This is a genomic window from Mediterraneibacter torques (assembly GCF_044591705.1).
Lineage (GTDB): Bacteria > Bacillota > Clostridia > Lachnospirales > Lachnospiraceae > Mediterraneibacter > Mediterraneibacter torques.
Map to the genome: position 1 here is coordinate 2,910,890 of NZ_CP172594.1, position 21,315 is coordinate 2,932,204.

At 39.0% G+C, this 21,315-nt stretch carries 23 protein-coding genes and 2 pseudogenes; 4 read left to right on the top strand and 21 right to left on the bottom strand.

Annotated features, from left to right (window positions below; all coding sequences use genetic code 11):
• The 8 genes from ACH9UM_RS13410 to ACH9UM_RS13445 form a co-directional block, all read right to left on the bottom strand.
• Positions 1-789, bottom strand: coding sequence for a PfkB family carbohydrate kinase (locus ACH9UM_RS13410; protein ID WP_129794966.1), 789 nt, complete (start codon positions 787-789; stop codon positions 1-3).
• Positions 790-796: 7 nt separating this feature from the next.
• Positions 797-1,234: a secondary thiamine-phosphate synthase enzyme YjbQ gene (locus tag ACH9UM_RS13415; protein ID WP_004847626.1), complete on the bottom strand. Its 438-nt coding sequence runs from the start codon at positions 1,232-1,234 to the stop codon at positions 797-799.
• A 5-nt stretch (positions 1,235-1,239) separates the two neighbouring features.
• The gene (locus ACH9UM_RS13420; protein WP_004847628.1) at positions 1,240-2,088 is read right to left on the bottom strand and encodes an amidohydrolase family protein; all 849 of its coding nucleotides are present in this window, start codon (positions 2,086-2,088) and stop codon (positions 1,240-1,242) included.
• Positions 2,089-2,235: 147 nt separating this feature from the next.
• A complete protein-coding gene (locus ACH9UM_RS13425) occupies positions 2,236-3,771 on the bottom strand; it encodes an FGGY-family carbohydrate kinase (RefSeq protein ID WP_009242986.1) in 1,536 nt (511 codons plus the stop codon).
• A gap of 68 nt (positions 3,772-3,839) precedes the next feature.
• Positions 3,840-4,649 carry a BtpA/SgcQ family protein gene (locus tag ACH9UM_RS13430; protein ID WP_004847633.1) on the bottom strand — a complete coding sequence of 270 codons (810 nt, stop codon included), beginning with the start codon at positions 4,647-4,649 and terminating at the stop codon, positions 3,840-3,842.
• 72 nt (positions 4,650-4,721) lie between these two features.
• Positions 4,722-5,537 (bottom strand): sugar phosphate isomerase/epimerase, encoded by an 816-nt coding sequence (locus ACH9UM_RS13435; protein WP_009242985.1) that lies wholly within the window; start codon positions 5,535-5,537, stop codon positions 4,722-4,724.
• A 133-nt stretch (positions 5,538-5,670) separates the two neighbouring features.
• A complete protein-coding gene (locus tag ACH9UM_RS13440) occupies positions 5,671-6,993 on the bottom strand; it encodes an anaerobic C4-dicarboxylate transporter family protein (protein WP_004847639.1) in 1,323 nt (440 codons plus the stop codon).
• Between the two features lie 411 nt (positions 6,994-7,404).
• The gene (locus ACH9UM_RS13445; protein ID WP_004847643.1) at positions 7,405-8,415 is read right to left on the bottom strand and encodes an SIS domain-containing protein; all 1,011 of its coding nucleotides are present in this window, start codon (positions 8,413-8,415) and stop codon (positions 7,405-7,407) included.
• A 163-nt stretch (positions 8,416-8,578) separates the two neighbouring features.
• Between ACH9UM_RS13445 and ACH9UM_RS13450 the strand changes: the two genes are divergently transcribed.
• Positions 8,579-9,289, top strand: coding sequence for a GntR family transcriptional regulator (locus tag ACH9UM_RS13450; protein WP_009242984.1), 711 nt, complete (start codon positions 8,579-8,581; stop codon positions 9,287-9,289).
• Positions 9,290-9,447: 158 nt separating this feature from the next.
• On the opposite strand, the gene ACH9UM_RS13455 is transcribed toward ACH9UM_RS13450, so the two are convergent.
• The 11 genes and pseudogenes from ACH9UM_RS13455 to ACH9UM_RS13505 form a co-directional block, all read right to left on the bottom strand.
• Entirely contained in the window at positions 9,448-10,038 is a 591-nt protein-coding gene (locus ACH9UM_RS13455; protein WP_129794965.1) for a sugar O-acetyltransferase, read from the bottom strand.
• Positions 10,039-10,131: 93 nt separating this feature from the next.
• Positions 10,132-10,257, bottom strand: a complete 126-nt coding sequence (locus ACH9UM_RS13460) for a helix-turn-helix domain-containing protein (protein WP_081017363.1) — start codon at positions 10,255-10,257, stop codon at positions 10,132-10,134.
• Positions 10,258-10,278: 21 nt separating this feature from the next.
• Positions 10,279-11,739, bottom strand: coding sequence for a ribosomal protection-like ABC-F family protein (gene abc-f, locus ACH9UM_RS13465; RefSeq protein ID WP_009242983.1), 1,461 nt, complete (start codon positions 11,737-11,739; stop codon positions 10,279-10,281).
• A 504-nt stretch (positions 11,740-12,243) separates the two neighbouring features.
• Positions 12,244-12,546: pseudogene (locus ACH9UM_RS13470) on the bottom strand (DUF4143 domain-containing protein); the annotation flags it as partial.
• A 327-nt stretch (positions 12,547-12,873) separates the two neighbouring features.
• Complete coding sequence (locus ACH9UM_RS13475) at positions 12,874-14,352, bottom strand: glycoside hydrolase family 1 protein (protein ID WP_004847650.1); 1,479 nt, start codon at positions 14,350-14,352, stop codon at positions 12,874-12,876.
• A 39-nt stretch (positions 14,353-14,391) separates the two neighbouring features.
• Positions 14,392-14,874 (bottom strand): PTS glucose transporter subunit IIA, encoded by a 483-nt coding sequence (locus ACH9UM_RS13480; protein WP_004847651.1) that lies wholly within the window; start codon positions 14,872-14,874, stop codon positions 14,392-14,394.
• Position 14,875: 1 nt separating this feature from the next.
• Positions 14,876-16,264, bottom strand: coding sequence for a PTS transporter subunit EIIC (locus ACH9UM_RS13485; RefSeq protein ID WP_004847652.1), 1,389 nt, complete (start codon positions 16,262-16,264; stop codon positions 14,876-14,878).
• 14 nt (positions 16,265-16,278) lie between these two features.
• Complete coding sequence (locus tag ACH9UM_RS13490; protein WP_009242980.1) at positions 16,279-17,145, bottom strand: PRD domain-containing protein; 867 nt, start codon at positions 17,143-17,145, stop codon at positions 16,279-16,281.
• Positions 17,146-17,342: 197 nt separating this feature from the next.
• Entirely contained in the window at positions 17,343-17,516 is a 174-nt protein-coding gene (locus ACH9UM_RS13495) for a hypothetical protein (protein WP_155492450.1), read from the bottom strand.
• A 334-nt stretch (positions 17,517-17,850) separates the two neighbouring features.
• Entirely contained in the window at positions 17,851-18,165 is a 315-nt protein-coding gene (locus ACH9UM_RS13500) for a type II toxin-antitoxin system RelE/ParE family toxin (protein WP_129794964.1), read from the bottom strand.
• Entirely contained in the window at positions 18,155-18,448 is a 294-nt protein-coding gene (locus ACH9UM_RS13505; protein ID WP_004847656.1) for a type II toxin-antitoxin system RelB/DinJ family antitoxin, read from the bottom strand. Before ACH9UM_RS13505 ends, ACH9UM_RS13500 begins: the two co-directional genes overlap by 11 nt.
• Positions 18,449-18,650: 202 nt before the next feature.
• Here ACH9UM_RS13505 and ACH9UM_RS13510 point away from each other — a divergent pair.
• The 3 genes and pseudogenes from ACH9UM_RS13510 to ACH9UM_RS13520 form a co-directional block, all read left to right on the top strand.
• Positions 18,651-18,917: pseudogene (locus ACH9UM_RS13510) on the top strand (VaFE repeat-containing surface-anchored protein); the annotation flags it as partial.
• A gap of 1 nt (position 18,918) precedes the next feature.
• On the top strand, positions 18,919-19,296 hold the full coding sequence (locus ACH9UM_RS13515; RefSeq protein WP_022003030.1) for an RNA polymerase sigma factor: 378 nt from the start codon (positions 18,919-18,921) through the stop codon (positions 19,294-19,296).
• Complete coding sequence (locus ACH9UM_RS13520; RefSeq protein WP_004847659.1) at positions 19,268-19,471, top strand: helix-turn-helix domain-containing protein; 204 nt, start codon at positions 19,268-19,270, stop codon at positions 19,469-19,471. Before ACH9UM_RS13515 ends, ACH9UM_RS13520 begins: the two co-directional genes overlap by 29 nt.
• A gap of 98 nt (positions 19,472-19,569) precedes the next feature.
• Here the strand turns inward: ACH9UM_RS13520 and ACH9UM_RS13525 are convergent, their stop codons facing one another.
• Both ACH9UM_RS13525 and ACH9UM_RS13530 read right to left on the bottom strand, forming a co-directional pair.
• On the bottom strand, positions 19,570-19,806 hold the full coding sequence (locus ACH9UM_RS13525; protein ID WP_022003031.1) for a DUF4869 domain-containing protein: 237 nt from the start codon (positions 19,804-19,806) through the stop codon (positions 19,570-19,572).
• A gap of 65 nt (positions 19,807-19,871) precedes the next feature.
• Positions 19,872-21,125 (bottom strand): ATP-binding protein, encoded by a 1,254-nt coding sequence (locus ACH9UM_RS13530; RefSeq protein ID WP_004847661.1) that lies wholly within the window; start codon positions 21,123-21,125, stop codon positions 19,872-19,874.
• Positions 21,126-21,315 lie beyond the last annotated feature (190 nt).

The window sequence follows — 21,315 nt, forward strand, 5'->3', positions numbered from 1 at the left end:
CTACTTATAAGGATTGAACTGCTGTATAATCTCTGTCGCACGTTGTCTTCCGCGCCGCATGCACTGCATGATATCTTCTCCCAAGCTGACTCCGTATGTAAAAGCCGCGATATAAGAATCACCTGCTCCTACCGTATTTACTACTTCAACTTTTTCTGCATCCAACTTATAAAACTTCCCGTTCTCATAAGCAAGGCTTCCGTATTCTCCGAGCATGGCAACGACTGTTTTCGCCCCTTTTTCGTTCGTCTTCACCATGAAATTTCTTATATATTCGTCATCCCGATCATGAGAAAAGAATGCATAATCAAGATACGGAATGATCTCGTCGTTACTTTCCTGTTCCAAACGTTTAGAAAAATCATATACCCATATCTGCCCTTCCTGCCTGATCTCTTTTATATATCTGCCGACTTTCGCCCAACGCTCCGCATAAATAATATCAAACTGTTTTACAAATTCCAGATCATCGTCCTGAAGTTCGATCTCTTCCATCGCATTTCCTTCAAAATGCAGATGCTTTTTATCCCCGTCAACAAGATCCATTTTTGCGGCGGCTGTAGGGCGGTCGGTACGCTTTAGTATCCTCAAAGGAATTTCTCTTTCTTTTAACCTCTCTTCTAAAGCGTCGGCAAACACATCATTTCCGAGAATCGTCATTTCCGTGACATCACCGCCAAGATCTTTATAATTCAATGCAAAATCAATACTGTTTCCCGTCAGATAGTACCGATCTAGTTTATAATAAACGTCAATGCAGTTATCTGCCATCGCAAGTGTCCGTTTCATAATGATCTTAACCCCTTTCCCCGACTACATAAACCATATAACGTCTGTTTTTTATCCCATCGTATTCACAAAAATAAATATCGACTGCGTGTCCGAGTTTTAATGTGCCGTCTAAAACAGGAAATACGCAGTGATTTCCTGTCAGAAGCGATTTCAAATGTCCGGGCGCGTTTCCTCCGATCGTTCCGTAAGTCGGAAGGTAATGATTATGATGATACGGATAATCTTCAGGCGCGATCCGGTCAAGACATTCCATAAGATCTTTTTCTACACACGGAAGACTTTCGTTTACAGTGATCCCTGTCGTTGTATGCTCTGTAATTACATAGACAATTCCTTTTTCGACTCCGCTTTCTTCCACAACCTTGCGTACGTCATCTGTAATCTTGATCATCTCAAATTCTTTATCCGCACATATCGGAACTTCTTTTAGTATAAAATCCATCTCTCTCACTCCCTTCCAAGAAACCGCTCTGCATTTTCTGCATATATTTTTTCAAGTGTTTCTTCCGAGAAACCAAGACTGTCCAATCCTCTTTTACTTCTGACCGGGCGAATTCTCGGCGAACCCGAACCAAACATAATCTTATCCGCTATATTGTGTTCTACCCAAAGCGCTCCCATATCTTCGGTAAATACTTTCTTGTAAATCTGATACGGTCCGTCAAAATTCATCAGCGCCGTATTTGTATAGCAATTCTCATATTTCAAAAGCAACGCCGCCGTTTCCTGAACCCACGGCCAGCCGACATGAGAAAGACAGATGTTCACTTCGGGATATTTACTTAAAACCTCCTCAAATTCAATCGGACGGCAATATTTTGCCAGAGAGTTATTTTCCATACTCAATCCTGCCTGAAAAATGATCGGCCTTTTATATTTCTTACATATATCATACAGCACAAATAATCTTTCATCACAGGGATACATATGTAATCTTGCCGTATTGATATAAAGTCCCGCCAGATTTTGGAACTTAAACGCCTTTTCCAGTTCTTCTGCCGCCGATTCCTTTCTCGGATCTGCAGACGCAAACCCGACAAAAAACGTCGGATCACATTGTACGATCTTCTCGATCTCGTCGTTTGATATATCCGGTTCTCCCGTTTCAAACGAACAATCTGACGGAAGCAGAAATACTTTTTCAATTCCTGCCAATGCATATTGCTTTTTCAAAAGTTCGATACTTGACGGCTTCATCAAATGATAGTTCATCTGATCGCATCGCTTTTCAAAGCGCTCTTTATTTTCACAGATTGGTGAGAAAAGCGCCGGACGAATATGTGTGTCTATTACCATTTTTGTCACTTCCTCTTATTTTTCGCTTTTATTTTTCGCTTTTATTTGCCGCATTTCTTTTATATATCTCGTTTCTTATTTCTTTTGCTTCATTTTGTTGCTTTTTATTTTTTTGCTTCAATTTGTTTTCTTCTATATTGAAATTGTTTAAATTCTATGCATCATATCTTTATTATTCAAATACAAGTCTCTGAACATCTTGTAATGTTCTTTGTAATATATATGGTTCTTTTCATTCGGAACAAGTATTTTCCCTTTCGGAAGAGAATCTCTAAGCTCCGTAAAATCACGAAACCTCCGATCTCCAAGCGCCGCCATTGCAGCATCTCCGTATGCCGAACACTGATATCTTTTAGGAATACATATCTGCCTTCCGATCATATCGCATATAATCTGCATCCATGCCGCATTTTTTGTGCCGCCCCCTGCCGTAATAACGGATTTCGGCGGAAGGTTCATTTCATCAAACAAGATCATATGCTGAAGAGTCGAATATCCGACCGCTTCAAGCGCGGCTCTGTTAATCTGCTTTCTTGTATGTGTTCCTTTTAAACCGAATAGCATTCCCGATGCTTTCGCATCTTGTATCGGGCTGCGCTCTCCATAGATATAAGGAAGTATGATCAGCCCTTCCGATCCGGCTTCTACCTCTGCCGCCTCTCTTGCCATCACTGCGTATGCATTTTCACCGCCCGCTCGTTCCTTCTTCAATTCTTCCTCATAAAACGTATCCCTCACCCATCTCGTCAGCGTTCCCGCCGCATTCGTTCCGTCTCCGATACAAAATGTTCCCGGTATCGTAAATTCCTTTCCACCTTTTAAAGAACCGTTTCCGTTTGCCGACACATAATCATCAACATAACGATCAACACAGTAGTAATAAAACATAGACGAACCATACTGGAAAAATACAGTTCCCGATTCTACCAATCCTACGCTGATCGCTTCTGCAGTGGAATCTCCTGTACCGACGATCACTGGCGTACCTTTTTTCAAACCACTCTCTTTTGCCGCCTCTTCCGTCACTGTCCCTGCAATTTCAAAAGAATACGCGCACTCCGCGATCTGATCCGGCCGACAATATAAGCTACAATTTTCTTTATTTATCGTGCCGTCCCGATTATAAAGCGGACGAAACGATCCTTTTGCCAAAAACTGATCGATCACATACTTTCCGGTTAATTTTGCAGTGAGATATGAACTTCCCGTCAAAAACTTATATGTCTTTTCATACACTTCCGGCTCATGGTTTTTGAGCCACAAAATTTTCGTCGCCGTATCGCCTGTACAGATCGGATGACCGAACATTTTTTTGACGTCATCTCCATAATATTGAGTCAACCACTTAATCTCTTCTTCCGCCCGCGAATCGATCCCGTATAATATTGCAGGACGCAGCGGATTACAGTCTTTATCTACAGGCAGGCAGTCCGTACCAAGAGCGCTCGTCCCGACACATCTGATCTCGTCAGAACGAATGTTACTCTTTTCAAGAAGAAGCCTGCATAATTTACAGAAATCTCCCCACCAGACTTTGTCCGCATCATGTTCAAACCAACCTTCCTGCGGATGATCCATTCCATGAGTTACCGAACAATCTGCAACAGGGATCATATTTTCATCGATCAACATTCCTCTCGACTCATATGTACCGATATCTATTCCCAGATAATATTCTTTCACTGTTTTCTCCTCAAAGACTCTTCTTTCACTGTTTTTCTTATCAAAGATTCTTCTTTATTGATTTTTCCTTACAATCCTTTTCTTATGTCTGCCACAATCTCCATAAATTCTCTTACACGCTCTTTATCTACCCTGCCGTTAAATACGCCGTCTTTTTTAAATGCAGTTCCCATGCAGACGCCGTCACAGTTTCCCAGTTTCTCTCTGACATTTCCGTGATTGCATCCTGTATTACAGAATACCGGAACTTTTCTCGGCTTCGCCACTTCATGCACTCTGGATAGTATCACATCGTCCGGTTCTGCTCCTGCTGCCGCTCCCGACACACATAATCCATCTGCAAAATCGCCGAACATAATGGATTTTGCAACAACCTGAACGTCTCTTTGTACAAGATAAGCATCCGCTTCCGGGTTTACTTTAAAAAGAAGTTTCATATCTTCGATTCCGAGCGCTTTTCTGTGACGGATCGCTTCTCCGCTGTTCGAGACATATACTCCATATTCTCCCATATATGCTCCTGAAAAACAGCTTCTTCCGAATTTTGCTCCTGTTGCAGCTCCGAGATCGATCGTTGCAATCGGGTTTTTTACGACATTAACGCCAAACGGTACGCTGATCTCGTCTTTTAATTTTCCGATGATATACGCCATAGCCGAAACAACCGCGATATCCGCTACCGGCTGGTACGGCAAACTGAATTCGTTTGCAAAAAGGATTCCGTCAACGCCTCCGTCCTGCAGCGCCAGCAAGTCTTTCCTTGCGTGTTCTGTAACTGTTTTCATATCTCCGCAATATCCCGGATCTCCCGGAAGCGCGTCAAGATGCAGCAGCGCTATAATCGGTTTCTCTACTCCAAACATGTCTTGTGTCCACATAACACTTTCCTCCGTATAATATTTGTTTCTATGTTGTATTCTCCTTTATATAACAAGATTTGTAATTTATAATTAATCAAACTCGTTCGTATTTGCTTTCATCCATGCGACAATATCATCGATCGCCTTATCAGGATCGCGATAATATCTTCTGTCGCATATTTCAAACGACACCGTTCCGTCATAACCTCTGTTTTTAATCGAATCATAATATTCTTTCATCGGGAAATCTCCGTCTCCCGGAACAGTATGACCTCTGTCGTTAAAGTGAATATGCTGAAGTTTATCTCCTAGATTATCAAAATAATCATCGATCGTTTCCTTCGCATATGTCATCTGATCCATATCAACCATTCCGACGATTGACGGAGACTCGATCTCTTCCAGCATCTTTGCGATATCTTTGCTTGTGATAAGCACGTTTGTCGTCGTTACTTTTAACTCTTCCAAAAGTAACCTGACGTCTTTCTTTTCGCAATACTGCGCCAGTGTCCACAACGATTCTCTGCAGTATTTCCAACCCTCTTCTCTTGGCTGATCGAAGTATCCGAATCCGGTACTGATCTGCACACACGGACAGTCAAGAAACTGTGCCGTGTCGATTGCTCGCTGATAATACCGAATGCTTGACTCTCTTGTAAGATCATCCTGCGTACAGAAATTAACCGGATACACACAGTTTTCAGGCGTCATCGCCATCACACTTAAATGATGTGCTTCAATCTCCTTTTTCAATTCGATCAATCTTAAAAGCGGATAATCGAACAGATTAAGCTGCGGTGCCGAACAATACAAATCGATGCTGTTAAACGGTGAGCGTTCCACTTTATCAAGAAATTTTTTGATCGGATATCTTAAATAATGATAATTCATAGGCGCGAATTTCATTGCCATATTCCTCCGTTTCAATACTTAAAATTTGAAAAGACTGCCGCCCGTTCCATACGGATACAAGGCTGCAGTCTCTTTTTGCTTTTCAGCTTTCTTTCTATATTGCCGCAGCACATTGTCTTCTGACTTCTTAGAATACAACCGCTCCTATAAGAAGTGCGACTACTACTGATACGACCGTACATACAAGCCCCGGTATCATATAGCTGTGGTTCAATACAAATTTACCGATCTTCGTTGTTCCCGCCGAGTCGAATGCAAGAGCTGCAACACACTGTCCCGAAGCCGGAATAAAATAGTTAGATGAACATGCGATCCAACCTGCCACGATTACGTTTGCCGGAAGTCCTAAAGCGATTCCGATCGGAATCATGATCATTGTTGTCGAAGACTGACTCGTTGTGATCGCACCTACGATAAATACCGCTACAATGAAAATCCACGGATACTTATTTGTCAGCGCCGACATATTGTCTGTAATAAATGACGACTGATCTCCGATAAATGTATTTACAAGCCAGCACAGACCAAACGCCAGAACAACCGCAAACATACCTGTTCTAAATACCGGCTGATCAAGAACTTTGTTGCTGTCCAGTTTTGTAAGAAGGATCATAGCCGCCGCAGCTACGAGCATAAAGATTTCGATTACTGTCGTAAGCGGAAGTTTGCTTCCGTCTGCCAGCGTCGGAACTAAACCGCTGACTGCGCCGAGAAGAACGATTCCCACCATGGCAATGAGGAAGATCGTAACGGAAATTTTTGCTTCTTTGCTGACTTTTTTCTCTTCTTTTACTTTCTTGGAGAAATCCTCGATCAATCCTGCCTCAACACGAGCCTGAAATTCAGGATCATCTGCAAGCTCTTTGCCTTTCTTAATTACTGCGATTGCCGCAATGACTGTTCCGATCAATGTAGCCGGAACACAAACAATAAGTAATGTGAAGATATTTACTTTCGTATAATTTGTTGCCTCTGCCATGAAAGCGAGGATTCCGACTGTTGCCGCTGAAATCGGACACGCTGTGATCGCCTGCTGTGAAGAAACGATCGATGCGGAAATCGGTCTTTCCGGACGAACGCCTGTCTCAATGGCAATTTCGTTGATAACCGGAAGAAGACTGTAAACGATATGACCTGTACCACACATAAATGTAAAGATATATGCTACAACCGGAGCCAGTACCGTAATCATTTTCGGGTTCTTTCTCAGGATTTTCTCCGCTATGCGGACGAGGTAATCCAAACCTCCGCAAGCCTGCATTGTTGCCGCCGCACAAATAACTGCTATCATGATCAAAATTACTGTGATCGGCGGATCAGAAGGAGTAACATGGAGAATAAATGTCATAATAAACATTCCGATTCCTCCTGCCATCGCAAGGAACGTACCTCCCACACGAACTCCGATAAAAATGATCGCCAAAACGATAATCAATTCTATCCAAAACATAAGCTAACCTCCTAAATCACTCTTTAGTTTACCCTCATTTTGAGTTTTCCTTTTAAAGAACTATGCGCATATTCTTTAACTCTACAAACCAATCCAGTGCATTGTATTCTTTTGTATCGTTCTGTATTGTTTTGTATCTGATACAATAGTATATTTGTTTTGTTGTTTTGTCAATTTATTTTTGCAACTTTGTGTATTTTATATGAATATTAATTACATTTTTGTGCATGATGCTGTATTTCTATTATTTTGTATTATTTATATGTATTACCTATATTTTCCAATTTTTTTCATACCATAAGCATTACTATTCGCCCAATTTAAAAGAAGCCCGCACACTGTGCAGACTCCTTTTATAAAATAAGTTATATCGCTTAATTGGTCATAAATAATTTGTTTTTATATCCGTTTTTAATACTCTACTTTCCACATATAGCGGCGTGTTGCAAGCGGGTGCTCACGTTTTGTCGCAAGAGCATGGTTGTAGATCGGGTATACATTGTTAAACAAAGCATGATTAAAGTAATCGACAACAGATGCGTCGATTGTTGACAGTCCCAGTTCTTTTGCGTCGAGAACTTCAATACGTTTTGCGTATTTCTTAAGGAATGTAAGAGCTCTTTCATCTAATTCTCTCGTTGTTCCTTCTGAAATCTGGATCATAAACGGGCGGTTTGCATCTGTGATCTCAAATGGACCGTGGAAATACTCTCCTGTATGAATGCTGCTTGAATCAAGCCACTGCATTTCCATAAAAATACAGATACTTTCCATATAAGCAGCTCCGTAAGAAGCGCCGCTTCCCATTGTGTAGATTACCGAATCATTCTTATATTCTTCTGCAAAAGCTTCCGCTCTTTCTGCTACATGTTTGCGGGCATTTTTAATAATGTTGCTGATCATGCCAAGTCCTTCATAAAACTTTTCATAGTTCTCATAGCCTTCTGTCTGCGCTAACAGTTCAACAGCTACGAGCAGCGCGCACTGTGTTTTTTCTCCTGCATAATCGATGTCTCCCGCAAGGTGATCCAAACTTGCATCAAATGTATAACGAATAATGTAATCTCCGAACTCAATGATCTCAGATTCTTCAAGCCATGTAAGGATAATAACTGCGGCGCCTTTTTCTTTTCCGAGTTTTGCCGCCTGAATCGTCTCAGGTGTATTTCCTTTATGACATGCCAGACATATGATTGAGTTTTCTCCGAAATCCTTCGGTGTACTATGAACAAACTCGTTACTGTTGATCCATGCTGAACGAAGTACCTGCGCCTCTCTTTCCATAAATGTCTTTGCCGGATAAAGCGCTCCCAGAGAACCTCCGCATCCTACGAAATAAATATTTTTTACTCCGCCTTTTTCTTTTTTGTTTTCGATAATTTCCGCAATGATTTTCTTAATATCTGTACTTACATATGACATTGTATTACATCTCCTTCTCGTTGTGTATTTCTTTGTTTCTACCTAGAGTGTAATACAATATAATACTTATTGTCAATATATAATTTATTTTCTATTTATTATATACATTTTTATGCAAATGTATTATAATGTGAACAGTAATACTTTATATGGGAGGTTGTTTATGGAATTAAATAATACGATTGCAACGCCACTATACAAACAATTAGAAGAAAAGCTTCAGCATGAGATCGAGACAGGCGAACGCCCTGCCGGAAGCCGCCTCCCCACAGAAAACGAACTAAGCGAAACTTACCATGTAAGCAGAGTTACTGTTCGGAAAGCGCTTGCCGGATTATCCGAATTAGGATATCTCGACCGCAAATCAGGAAAAGGAACTTTTGTCGCAGAAAAGAAGCTCCACCGCAGTATAACGGAAGTCATCAGCTTTACTGATATGTGCCGTATGATGAACGCCACTGCCGGAGCAAAAACGATCAAAATCGCATTAGAAGAGCCTTCCGAACGTGAAATAAAAGAAATGTCTTTAAAACCCGGAGAGAAAATACTTGTATTGGAAAGAATCAGATATATGGATGATGAGCCGGTAATTATCGAACTCAACAAATTTCCCGAATCATTTTCCTTCCTGTTCGGCGAAGACTTAAACGATACTTCTTTGTTTGAAGTTCTGAAAAAACATAATATTATTTTAGATCACTCACGAAAAACTTTAGATATCATCTTCGCTTCTCCTCAGGAAGCAAAGGCGCTTAATATTAATAAAGGTTATCCGCTTCTTCGGATCAAAAGCACGATCCACGATGTTGAGAACACGATTACAAACTTATGTCAGCAGTTATGTATCGGTGATAAATTTACTTTTATTGTCTGACTTTACATTTGGACATTTAATTATGCTCCCCATTAAACAGTTCTTATCATAAAAATCTGTTTGATGAGGAGCATTTTTTAACTTATGTCTGATTTCTATTTACACTTTACACTTGGACTTCCGCATCTGTACACTATGCTTACACTCTATGACTGTACTTACGTTCTGTCCCAACATTTCTTTTTATCTTCTTCCGTAATCGGACGGATCACCTTACATGGATTTCCTACAGCCACGCTGTCCGAAGGAATATCTTTCACGACTACGCTTCCTGCGCCGATCACTACGTTGCTTCCTATCGTTACTCCGGGCATCACCTGTACACCTGCGCCAAACCATACGTTATTTCCTACTTTAATTGGATATGCATATTCCAGACCCCGATTCCTCCTCTCGAAATCAATCGGATGTCCCGATGTATGGAATCCGCAATTCGGAGCAACGAACACATTATCCCCGAAAGCAACTCCGCCTGCATCAAGCACAACCAATCCGTGATTTGCATAAAAGTTTTCACCTGCCGATATACAATATCCGTAATCGCACCAAAAGTCAGGTTCAATGTGAATTTTTTCTCCCGTTTTTCCCAGGATCTTTTTTATTAACCGACTTCTTTTTTCCGTCTCTTTTATCGGCAGATGATTATATTCCTGACATAACGCCTTACACTCTATTCTTTCCCTTTCCAATTCAGAGTCATAATTTGCATCATATAGTTTTTGAGACTGCATTTTTTCTTTTTCCGTCATTACCTTCTTCTCCTTCCCATCGCTGTAAAAATTATAGCTGTTTTTATATTCGATGTCTATCGCCCCTGTGAAAAATAGGGTGAATATTTTTCTCTATATCTCCTCTATGTAGATATTGATCGCAAGATGTATAAACGTATGATATTCCCGCAGATCGACGCCGGTAATCTCTTCAATTTTATTGATTCGATATAAAAACGAATTACGATGGATATGCAGTTATTTAATGGCCTTTCATTTTCACAATGTAATCACTTTAGCATCAATCTCCTTTTGAAAAGTAACATCATGCTCCACGAGAAGCATTGCAGGAGAAAACTGCCTGATCAGCTGCTCGATCTGGATTCTTGAATACACATCGATATAGTTTAACGGTTCATCCCATACATATAAATGCGCCGGTTCACAAAGACTTTTGGCAATCAATACTTTCTTCTTCTGCCCTGCCGAAAAATCTTTCATATCCTTTTCAAACTGCACACGTTCAAAATCCATTTTCCTCAATATCGCTTTAAACAGACTTTCATCTATTTTATGAACCTTAGCAAACTCGGTCAATGTTCCTTTTAAATGTGACGTATCCTGCGGAACATAAGAAATGACAAGTCCTGATCCACTCGTAACAGTTCCGGTATGTTCGATCGGATATTTTAAAAGCAATTTCAATAAACTGCTTTTTCCGCTTCCGTTTTTTCCTTGAATAAGAATACGCTCACCCCGGCATATCTGAAATGTAACCGCATCACACACTTGATTTCCTTCATAAATAACCGCTACATCAGAAAAAGATACCAGTTTTTCACTATGATACATAAGCGGAGTTATTTTCAACATTTCTGCATATTCTGCATTATTAAGCAGTTTTGATTTTTCTTCGGCTGCTCTTTCTTTTCTTGCCTCGGCATTTTTAGATCTTTTCATCATCTTTGCCGCTTTATGCCCTACATACCCTTTATCCGCCGCGCCTCTCTTTGACGACTCCACCTTATCAGACCATACTTTTGCCTGCCTTGCAGATTCTTTCATCCGACGAATATCTTTCTTCAAACTTTCATTTCTGTTTATCTCAAAATTCTGCCTCTTCTTAAAGTTCTCCATCCAAGAAGAAAAATTTCCGCTTTGTATTTCTATATTTGATCTGTTTAATGACAAAATGTGATCCACACACTCGTCCAGAAGATAACGGTCATGTGAAACAAGGATAAATCCCCTTTTCCTTTTCAGATAATCTGCCATCTGTCTGCGCCCTTCCACATCTAAATGATTTGTAGGTTCATCGATCAACAGAAAATGCTCTTCTTTTAAAAAGAGCGCCGCAAGAAGCGCCTTCGTCTGCTCCCCGTTTGACATTGTTTCAAACGGCCTCCATAACACTTCAGACTCTATTCCAAGGTAGGACAGCTCTCTTATTAATTCCCATTGCCGGGCATTCTGACATACTTGACGCAAAATACCTTCTGTCATCTGCGTTTTATCCGAAACAGGAAATGGAAAATAATCAAACGTAACAGCGCCTGTTATTTTTCCTCTATACTCATACTCTCCAAGAAGAAGTTTCAGCAAAGTTGTTTTTCCTCTTCCGTTTCTTCCTACAAGTCCGAGTTTCCATTCTGTATCAATCTGAAAACTCACATTTTCAAAAACAGGATCAAAACTTGAAGGATATGAAAACGTAATATTTTCAACACGGATCATCGACATAATAAATTCCTCCTCCGTTTTACAATCTATCTGCCGCACAGAATCACCGGAAGCGGCCGGCAAGATCCCGGACAGGTCCGGACTTTGTCTTGTCGACATCAAAAAGGCTTTTTTGCATACGCAAAAAAGCCTCTCATCACCATGTTCAGATACATTGACGCAAAATATCCGTCAATTCATATAACAAATACGGTGGAAGATAATCTAATTTAAGCGTACACAAAAGGAGCTGACTCTTGCAGCAACCAATCACAATTTTGCGTTTTACTTAAAATAAATTATCTGTTAATCATTTTCCCACCTTACGCAATAGCGCCCTCTCTGTTTATTAACTAGAGTTTAAACACAATCATTTACTTTGTCAAGTCACAGATCACTCAAAGCGCAGACCACTGCCGAATAAAAATACTTGTCGGGCCATCCGCACCGCCGATAATCGATACTGCCTGTTCTGTACAGTATTTCGACTAAAACTCCAAACTATCTGCGTTCAAAAGGAAATTTGTAACCACGGATCAACAGCTCGTTATAAACAATGTTTTCCATAATATGAGTAGACTCCTGCTGTCTGAAATTCAAACGAGCATTTCTCAGCCCCAGATCAGCAAAGTAGTATTTCAGATTTGCACCGATATACTTTCTACCCTTAATATCGTATCGACTTGCCTTGGAAATCAAAAAGGCATCTGCTAAATAGTCGATATGATTAGAGATTGTTTTATTGGAATAAATCATCTGGCGCTCACCGGCAAAGGTATTAGCAATCTTTGAGGGATTCATCGGTGCTCCGATTGCAGATGCAAGCACAATGTGCATTCACACATTTTTATGTAATGCAATTAAATAATCTCACAAACTCCAGCCAGTACAGGTCTGACAATCAATGGATCGCAAGCCCTGCCTGTGTATAATGACATTTCTCGCGAAGCGCCTTAATCACTGCTCCTGTAACATGTTGACTCATCTATTCGTACCTCCTATAGTCACATCATACGCCACAGGAAGATTTTTTCTACCTACGAAAAGTAGAATAGTTTTTACGGTTACTAATGTGTAAATCATCCCCGGTACAGACTAAATCTTATACTCCCGGTAATGTTCCCATTGCCAAATCTGCATCTTTATTTTCCGATCTTAAATACTTAAGTCTTCTCCGTTTGATTCGATTACTTTTTTGTACCAATAGAAAGATTTTTTTCTATATCGTTTCAGAGTTCCTTCTCCGGCATCGTTTCTATCTACATAGATAAATCCATAGCGTTTAGACATCTGACCTGAACCGTTTGATACAAGATCTATCGGTCCCCACCACGCATATCCGAATAAATCCACTCCGTTTCTAATCGCCTTTTTCATAGAAATAATATGATCTCTTAAAAATTCCATTCGGTATGTATCATCAACTGTCCCGTCAACTAATTCTTCTTTTACGCCAAGACCATTCTCAGCAATGAAAATCGGAACCTGATATCTGCTATAAAGATCTTCTAATGCCAGGAACAGTCCATCCGGATCTATCGACCAGCCGGATGGCGTTATTTTCAGGTATGGGTTCGTTTTTCCTGTATTGACGATATTATCATCTCCTCTATATGATGTATCGCCTTCTACTTCCTTATCCGATTTATTTGTCTCTTTTTGGACGGATTCCACATAATCCTTCGATGCAATTCGTGAACGATAATAAGTAAAGCTCAAGAAATCCACAGGATATTTTGCAATGAGTTCCATATCCTCATCCGTATATTCAATGTTAATATCATTATCTTTAAAATACTCCCATGCATATCCCGGATACTTTCCACGCACCTGGACATCCGAGAAAAAGTAACCTCTTTGCTTTTCTCTGCATACTACCAGAGAATCCTTTGGATCACAACTCATCGGATATATTGTCTTATATTCAATCACAGATCCCACTTTTGCCTGTGGATCGATTTCATGAATTGCTTTGACAGCCAGAGCACTTGCTACGAATTGATAATGTGACGCCTGATAAACATCCTGAAGTGTATCGTTCAATGGGTCGATTCCTGCAGTCATCCACTCCATTTTATGTATATTGTTTCCGATTTCATTAAATGTTAGCCAATACTTAACTACACCTTTCCACCGCTTTACCATAGCTTTAACAAAACGTACATAAAAATCAATCATCCGGCGATCCTTCCATCCGCCATATTTGTCAGCCAGATTCAGCGGCATTTCGTAATGAGAAATCGTAATCATAATTTCCATTCCGTTTTTCTTCAATTCATAGAACATCTTGTCATAAAATTCCATTCCTTTTTCATTTGGCTGGTCTTCCTCCCCTGTAGGAAACAGCCTCGTCCACGCTATACTTGTACGATATACTTTGAATCCCATTTCCCCAAACTCGGCAATATCTTCTTTATAATGATGATAAAAATCAATACCTTCATGAGTCGGATAAAATTTAGCATTGCGATCCGGATATCCAAATACACCATGTGGCTGAACATCCGCAACCGATGGCAATTTTCCATTTTCAAGATATGCTCCCTCATACTGATTTGCCGCAGTAGCCCCTCCCCATAAAAAATCTTCCGGAAAACTATCCATAACTTTTCTGTCTTTACTGAATTTCTGCATAATCTAAATCTCCTTTTCTTCTTGTTTTATTTTTATTTCTTATACAGAATAGGATGCAACTATTGTTTTCCCCTGATCTGCATAGCCTTCTTTTTTTACAGCTATCTTTTTATCGGCTGAAGGGAACAGTATCATAGTTGTCAGATCTATCCCCTTATTCTTCATGTCATAAGAATCCACTCTTATGATCCGCTCTCCGACATGAACTTTCTGCCCTTGCTTTACAAAACTCCGAAATCCTTTTCCTTTTAATTTCACAGTATCAATTCCTATATGAATTAAAATGTCCATTCCGTCTTCACTTGTAACGGCAAAAGCATGAAGCGTCGGATACAACATAGACACTGTTCCATCACAGGGAGATACGATATAATCATCTGACGGAACAATCGCTACACCGTCTCCCATCATTTTTTTCGCGAACGCTTCGTCTTTTACTTTTTCAATGGGGATAATCTGTCCACTGACAACGGCTGCAATATTTCCTGGTGAAACAGATTTTCTTTTTCCAAATCCTAACATATCACTTTGTTTCCTTTCCGTTAAATAAAACAAATGTAACAATAAATGATACAAGAAACGAAACGATTACACCTGCTATAATTGCAGCAATCGTTTTTTCAAAAATGACAACGCCCAATATACTTGAATATCCCATGCTAAACGCTTTTGCACCCATAAACCCTGCAACTGATCCACCGATAAAACCACCAAGTACAAGTCCGATCATGGGCTTACGAAGTCTCAAATTCACACCATATAAAGCAGGCTCTGAAACTCCTGATACAATCGCACCTATCCCTGCGGACAATGCTGCCATACGCATATCTTTATCTTTTGTTCTGGCAGCTACTGCAAAACATGCGCCGCCTTCTGAAATATTATGCAAAATCCATCCCGGGCGGAATACATTATCACTTCCTACCCTCGTCAGAAGTTCTGTCATCGGTGCAACCATCAACATATTAACTCCCATCATTACCAAAAACGGATGCGTTGCCGCAATAATTCCAGGCGCAAATCCTCCCACATGAGCCTGTATAAATACGATTGCTTTTACAATCCATGATCCAACAACAGCGCCTGCAGGACCAAGTACGAGAACTGTCAACGGATATCCGATCAGGAAAACACATAAAGGTGCAAATACAGACCGCAACATTCCCGGTATGATTTTATAAAATAATTTTTCAAGATAGGCTACCAGTATTGCCGAGAAAATTCCCGGAAGCAACGTACTTCCGTATGTCGTTAAATAAACCGGAAGTTTCATCATTGTCACTGCTTCTCCGGCTTCCATCATAGCGATAAAATTCGGGTATAAAAGCGCCGCTGCCATAGCGATTGAAAAAGCGGGGTTTGCTTTCAATACTTTTGATGTTCCATAAGCTACCAGAATCGGCATAAAATAAAACGGAGCCTGCGACATAAAATCAAACAACTGATATGTAGAACTCTCCGCAGCAGCCGGCGCAAAGTAGCTGACCAGAGAAAGCACAACTCTTAACATTCCGGCTCCGTAAACAACAGTAATAAACGGAGTCATTGCCTGTCCCATAAACAAGATCACTTTGCTGAAATAATATTTAAAGTTCTTCTTTTCACTGCTTTGCACTAAATCTTCATCGAGATTTTCATCAATAGCATCCTCTGTTTCTACAGAATAATTTTTTACGATATTATCGTAAACATTAAATAAATGCTCTCCCAATATAATCTGATATTGTCCATTCCCATATACTACTCCAAGGACTCCCGGCAGTTTTTTTATTTCGCTATCTTCCGCTATATTTCTATCATGCAAATAAAACCTCAATCGCGTCACACAATGCGTAACTGTTTTTACATTTTTTACTCCGCCGATATTGTCCATAATTTTTGCAGATAAATCCTGATAATCAATTTTTGACATAGCACATCCTCCATTCAATTCAATGTAGTTTCATATAATCGTACAACATGTAACATAAGATAAATGCAGTCCCCGTCTGTACATCGGTAATTAAATTTTTCCATAATATAATCTGCGATTTTCTTCACACACTCTATAACATTTTTATATTCTGATTTAATCTGAGTAAAAATGAAATCCATCCCTGCAACTTCCGGTACATTCTGCTTTGACAAAACAGTTTTAAACAAAAATTTTAGATGAATAACAAATCTCGAATAAGCCATGGTATCTTCATGTAAAGAGACATTCAGATAGTCTTCTACAATTTTTACAATATCCGAAACAGCCTTCATGATAATCATCATCTGATGATTCGACTTGTTCTCTGTTGCCGTAATCAAATGAAACGCTATAGCCGTTGCTTCGTCTTTTGGAAAAAGAATCTGAAATCTTTCATTAATCATTTGGACGGCAATTTCACCAATATGATATTCTTCTTTATAAAAACGCTTTACTTCCTCATTCACCAGTTTGGGTACGTGATTTCCCTGCCGGTATTGGATTAATGCAAAGTTAATATGATCCGACAGACTCATTAACAAATTTACATTAAATTTAACGTTCAACTTTTCCTGAGCATAATCAATAATTTTTTGCGAAGTTTCAATAACTTCAAATTGTATTTCCTCAAACAACGTAAGCACACCGCTGTCAACTTTGTCCAACAGCACATATGTCTTCATGATCTCAGATCTGTGAACCGCTTCATTCTTACGTTTACGAAACCCGACTCCTTTCCCTATGGCAACTACTTCCCGACCACGAAAATCTTTCGCTATCACAATATTATTATTAACAATCTTATCCACAATCAAAATTTGCCCTGTATCTTCTTTCACTATCACACCTCCTCCCTAAAACAACAAAAAAGACAAACTCTATAAATGACTGCTCACTCTTACAGTCATATTATAGAATTTGCCTTAATAACCAAGATTAAGTAACAAGCCTATGATTCCCTGTTTCGTATTTATTTACAAAAAGAATACTACAAATCAATTTTTTTGTCAACACTTTTTTATGTTTTGAGCATTTTTTATATATTTTCTTCAACTTCTTTGTGCAAATCTACTATTCCGAAGAAAACGCCGTTTCCGGTGTTCCTCTTTCTTATTTTACTTTGACTACTTCTCGGACATGTTGCCATAACCTCCAAACCAGTTAAGTCACCTATTTTTTCAGTTACATAGGTTTTAACAACATCATACACCAACCCTCATTAGGTTCATCATCCAACAGATTATTTGCTGCCTGGGGATTTTGCAAAGTTTCTGCTATATAATACTATTTTTTCCTCCAAATCCCGGTAAAATAGTAGCAAATATCTTAACTCATAATTTGTATTAGCCATTTATTTTTCTCCGAAGATTTGCAAACACTTCTTCGTGTGTATATCTTTTGTCATTCTCTGCAGAAAACCTGTCTTCTGATAATTCAAACCATAGAATTGGCTTGTCCCTCTGGTATCAGAAGTATTATAAAAATCAATCGTCTCTTTTCCCAAAAGTGTGAATGCACTTTTCCTTTATTTTGTTATCTCGATTTTATTTCATTTTGTTTTCGTAATCTTGAAGTTCATGAAATATGTCATCTATGAACACCGTATTTTCTTCGATTCTATAGAGCATAAAATATCGATGTCTTAAAAAATTAATTCTATGATAACCTAACGCTCTAAGTCTTTGGTTCTCACATAAAGACAAACTTCCTGCAACATTTTTCAAACAATTTAATGTATCTCCAAAATCGTCAAGAATATTTCCGGCTGCTTGTTCATTTTTCTTTTCAAAGGGAAGATATTGAAGAAATCTATCCAAATCTTCTTCTGCATCTGATGTAACGACAACCTTATAATCCATATTTTCCTCTCAGTTCTGAAACAACCACTTCCGCTGATTTGTGATTTCCCTTTGCTGCTGACTCTCTGGATTTCTCCAGTTTTTCTAAAATCTCCTCTTCCGTCATAGGACTATATGGACTTCGTACGATTCTTTTAATTTCAAATGGAAAACCATTATTTGCTACAGCTTGCGTTAAAAACATCCGAATTGCTGTAGTTGTATCTGTCCCAAGATCTTTAAAAAGCTGATCGGATTTCATTTTTAACTCATCATCGACTCGAATTTGTATTGTACTTGACATATTTCACACCTCCGTTTTTCTTTATTATAATGCCTAATCATTTCTAATTCAATACATTTGTAATGATATGACATTTATATTGGTTTTTATATCATATTTTAGGGGGTAAATAGTAACCCGAGAATCCCACTTTGTAAATGAAAGTCCTGTTTTGATTAGATAATTTTGAAAGTCAGCGTAGCTTCGTCTAATACGACATCCCCGGTCAACTTTGCCTTACGATACCTATACGATTGAGGAATTGCGCTGCGATTCCAATAAGGGAATGACGCTGATTCCTGCTTTTGATGTGGTAGTTTCAAGAAATAAGACCGTGATTGACTTAGGTACGCTGACAGATGAATACGAACCAGAAATCACTATCCATACGACTGCTGCCGATAAAGCAACAGGTGAAAAATCAATCGTCGCTGGTAAAAGTGTGACTATTGTTGATACTGTTACTTTAGACGGTCTGAAAAAAGGTACAAATGACTGCCTATCGTGATTTTGGACGGAAGCAGAAACGAGAAGTATCGCTTGAATACTTAATATCCGAAACACCGCTTGAACCGTTCACAACGGATACCTATTTTGAGCAGTACGACCAACCGACCTTCTTTGCTGTAAAAGGGCAAGAGATTGTTGTCGCAAGTAAGCGGTTAGCCGACGCACTATTGAAATTGACCGAACAAAGACGCAATGTTTTGTTCCTGTACTTTTTCTTCGGTTATACCGACGCTCAAATCGGAAAAGAGTATGGGCGAAACAGAAGTACAGCAAATTACTGGAAATTAGCGGCACTAAAACAGCTGCGAAAAGAAATGGAGAGATTAGAACATGAGGAACAAGAAGCTGATACCCTTTGAAGTCATTGAAAAGGCAGTCGCCGGAGAACCGGAAGCGATTGAACTTGTTTTACAACATTACAGTCCACGCATTAAATATCTGTCCAAATATCGAGGATATATTAACGACGATATTCAAGACCGTTTGAAAACACAGCTTATCAAAGCTATTCTGCAATTCCGTTTTGACAGGTAGTGAGTAGCAAAGTCAGAGAAAGAATTAAGAGGGACGGAAAGGAATGGAATGGGTAATTGATTAAATCTGTAATTATTTTATCTTTACTTTATATATCTTTATTTAAATGCCATTAGCATCAATGTCTTTACAGAACCTGATAGTTCTTTCACAGAAATTGTTCCCAATACCGGACTCTGTATCAGACTTGAATTTATCACATCTGATTTATCAACTTCTTTAATCATCCTGATTGATAATTCTTTTGTAATCCATTCATCCTCATATTGATTATCAAAATAAGTCGGAGGATGATAAATCGCTTTCTCCATATTTCCTAAATATATTTTTAACATAACGACCTCTTATTTAATCTTTGTAAGTCTCCAAATTACATATGCGCCTTTATAAACAAGCAAAACTAATATTCCAAACTATTTGCATTCAAAAGAAAATATTTCATTCCCATAATGACAAATCCCTCATCATTTCTCCAAGGTTTCTTACTTCCATTTACAATGACAACCTTCTTAAAAGAATCCGGGATATTACGCAAAGAATTGAACTCCTGAGTCTGCTTTTCTTCCGAGGTCATGTCGTATGCAACCTGAATATAATATCTTTGACTGCTTTGATTTACTACAAAATCAACCTCCAACTGCTTGCGAACACGCTTACCTTCTTTATTCCTGTCAAATACTTCCACAACACCCACATCAACATTATAGCCACGGATCAACAACTCATTATAAACAATATTCTCCATGATGTGAGTAGGCTCCTGCTGTCTGAAATTCAGTCGGGCATTTCTCAATCCCAGATCAGTAAAGTAATATTTCAAATTAGCGCCAATATGCTTTCTGCCTTTAATATCATAACGGCTAGCCTTAGAAATCAAAAAGGCTTCTGCCAGATAATCTATGTGGTTGGAGATTGTTTTGTTGGTATAGCTCATCTGACGTTCACTGGAAAATGTGTTGGCAATTTTCGTTGGATTAGTAGGTGCGCCAATTGCGGAAGCAAGCACATCAACCAAAATACCGATCTCGTCCACATTCTGAATCTTGTTTCGCTCTATAACGTCCTTCAGATATACATTAGCAAAGATGTTCTTTAGATAGTCTGCTTTCTGTCGTTCGCTCTGAAGACCTACGACCTGCGGCAGTCCACCATAAGTCATGTAATCGTCCCATGCATCGTCATAGTCTCCATTATAAACAGAATAAAACTCTGCAAAAGAGAGGGGATAGATTCTGATTTCATCACCTCTACCACGAAACTCAGTCACAATATCGCTGGAAAGGAACTTTGAGTTACTTCCAGTAACATACACATCAATATTGCTCATACGTAGCAGACTATTCAACACTTCCTCAAATCGTGGCATAAACTGTACTTCATCCAGAAGAAGATAATACTTCTTACTATCCTTCATAGCATCTTTAATGAACTTATAGCACACCTTGGGATCTCTCAATTCTTCATTTTCGATACCGTCCAATGCAATTTCAATAATGTGATCTGTATCAACACCATTTTCCAGTAAATATCTCTTAAATATGGTAAACAATAAAAATGATTTTCCGCATCTACGAATCCCAGTAATTACCTTTATCATTCCGTTATCTTTTCGCTCTATCAACTGTTGTAAGTAAGCATCTCTTTTAATTTCCATTATCTAATTCCTCATTTTTATGCATTTGCACAATTTTTAGTAATGAAATTCTACCACAGAAAAAACAGATTTTCAATATCTACTCCTATTTTATGTTCATCGACACGCTTTTATGTAATTCTATTGAATAATTTCCTGCAGAATTTTTCCACTAAAATTTCACTATTTTTCATTACTTCATTGCCTTCGC

What these genes read in the sequence shown, in the direction of transcription:
- ACH9UM_RS13455 (WP_129794965.1), bottom strand. Translation starts at nt 10,038, where the DNA reads ATGACGGAAAAAGAAAAAATGCAGTCTCAAAAACTATATGATGCAAAT.
- ACH9UM_RS13530 (WP_004847661.1), bottom strand. Translation starts at nt 21,125, where the DNA reads ATGGAAATTAAAAGAGATGCTTACTTACAACAGTTGATAGAGCGAAAA.
- ACH9UM_RS13485 (WP_004847652.1), bottom strand. Translation starts at nt 16,264, where the DNA reads ATGTCAAAAATTGATTATCAGGATTTATCTGCAAAAATTATGGACAAT.
- ACH9UM_RS13480 (WP_004847651.1), bottom strand. Translation starts at nt 14,874, where the DNA reads ATGTTAGGATTTGGAAAAAGAAAATCTGTTTCACCAGGAAATATTGCA.
- ACH9UM_RS13435 (WP_009242985.1), bottom strand. Translation starts at nt 5,537, where the DNA reads ATGAAATTCGCGCCTATGAATTATCATTATTTAAGATATCCGATCAAA.
- ACH9UM_RS13520 (WP_004847659.1), top strand. Translation starts at nt 19,268, where the DNA reads ATGAGGAACAAGAAGCTGATACCCTTTGAAGTCATTGAAAAGGCAGTC.
- ACH9UM_RS13410 (WP_129794966.1), bottom strand. Translation starts at nt 789, where the DNA reads ATGAAACGGACACTTGCGATGGCAGATAACTGCATTGACGTTTATTAT.
- ACH9UM_RS13445 (WP_004847643.1), bottom strand. Translation starts at nt 8,415, where the DNA reads ATGTCATATGTAAGTACAGATATTAAGAAAATCATTGCGGAAATTATC.
- ACH9UM_RS13440 (WP_004847639.1), bottom strand. Translation starts at nt 6,993, where the DNA reads ATGTTTTGGATAGAATTGATTATCGTTTTGGCGATCATTTTTATCGGA.
- ACH9UM_RS13515 (WP_022003030.1), top strand. Translation starts at nt 18,919, where the DNA reads ATGACTGCCTATCGTGATTTTGGACGGAAGCAGAAACGAGAAGTATCG.
- ACH9UM_RS13415 (WP_004847626.1), bottom strand. Translation starts at nt 1,234, where the DNA reads ATGGATTTTATACTAAAAGAAGTTCCGATATGTGCGGATAAAGAATTT.
- ACH9UM_RS13500 (WP_129794964.1), bottom strand. Translation starts at nt 18,165, where the DNA reads ATGGATTATAAGGTTGTCGTTACATCAGATGCAGAAGAAGATTTGGAT.
- ACH9UM_RS13450 (WP_009242984.1), top strand. Translation starts at nt 8,579, where the DNA reads ATGGAATTAAATAATACGATTGCAACGCCACTATACAAACAATTAGAA.
- ACH9UM_RS13525 (WP_022003031.1), bottom strand. Translation starts at nt 19,806, where the DNA reads ATGTTAAAAATATATTTAGGAAATATGGAGAAAGCGATTTATCATCCT.
- ACH9UM_RS13420 (WP_004847628.1), bottom strand. Translation starts at nt 2,088, where the DNA reads ATGGTAATAGACACACATATTCGTCCGGCGCTTTTCTCACCAATCTGT.
- ACH9UM_RS13505 (WP_004847656.1), bottom strand. Translation starts at nt 18,448, where the DNA reads ATGTCAAGTACAATACAAATTCGAGTCGATGATGAGTTAAAAATGAAA.
- ACH9UM_RS13430 (WP_004847633.1), bottom strand. Translation starts at nt 4,649, where the DNA reads ATGTGGACACAAGACATGTTTGGAGTAGAGAAACCGATTATAGCGCTG.
- abc-f (WP_009242983.1), bottom strand. Translation starts at nt 11,739, where the DNA reads ATGTCGATGATCCGTGTTGAAAATATTACGTTTTCATATCCTTCAAGT.
- ACH9UM_RS13475 (WP_004847650.1), bottom strand. Translation starts at nt 14,352, where the DNA reads ATGCAGAAATTCAGTAAAGACAGAAAAGTTATGGATAGTTTTCCGGAA.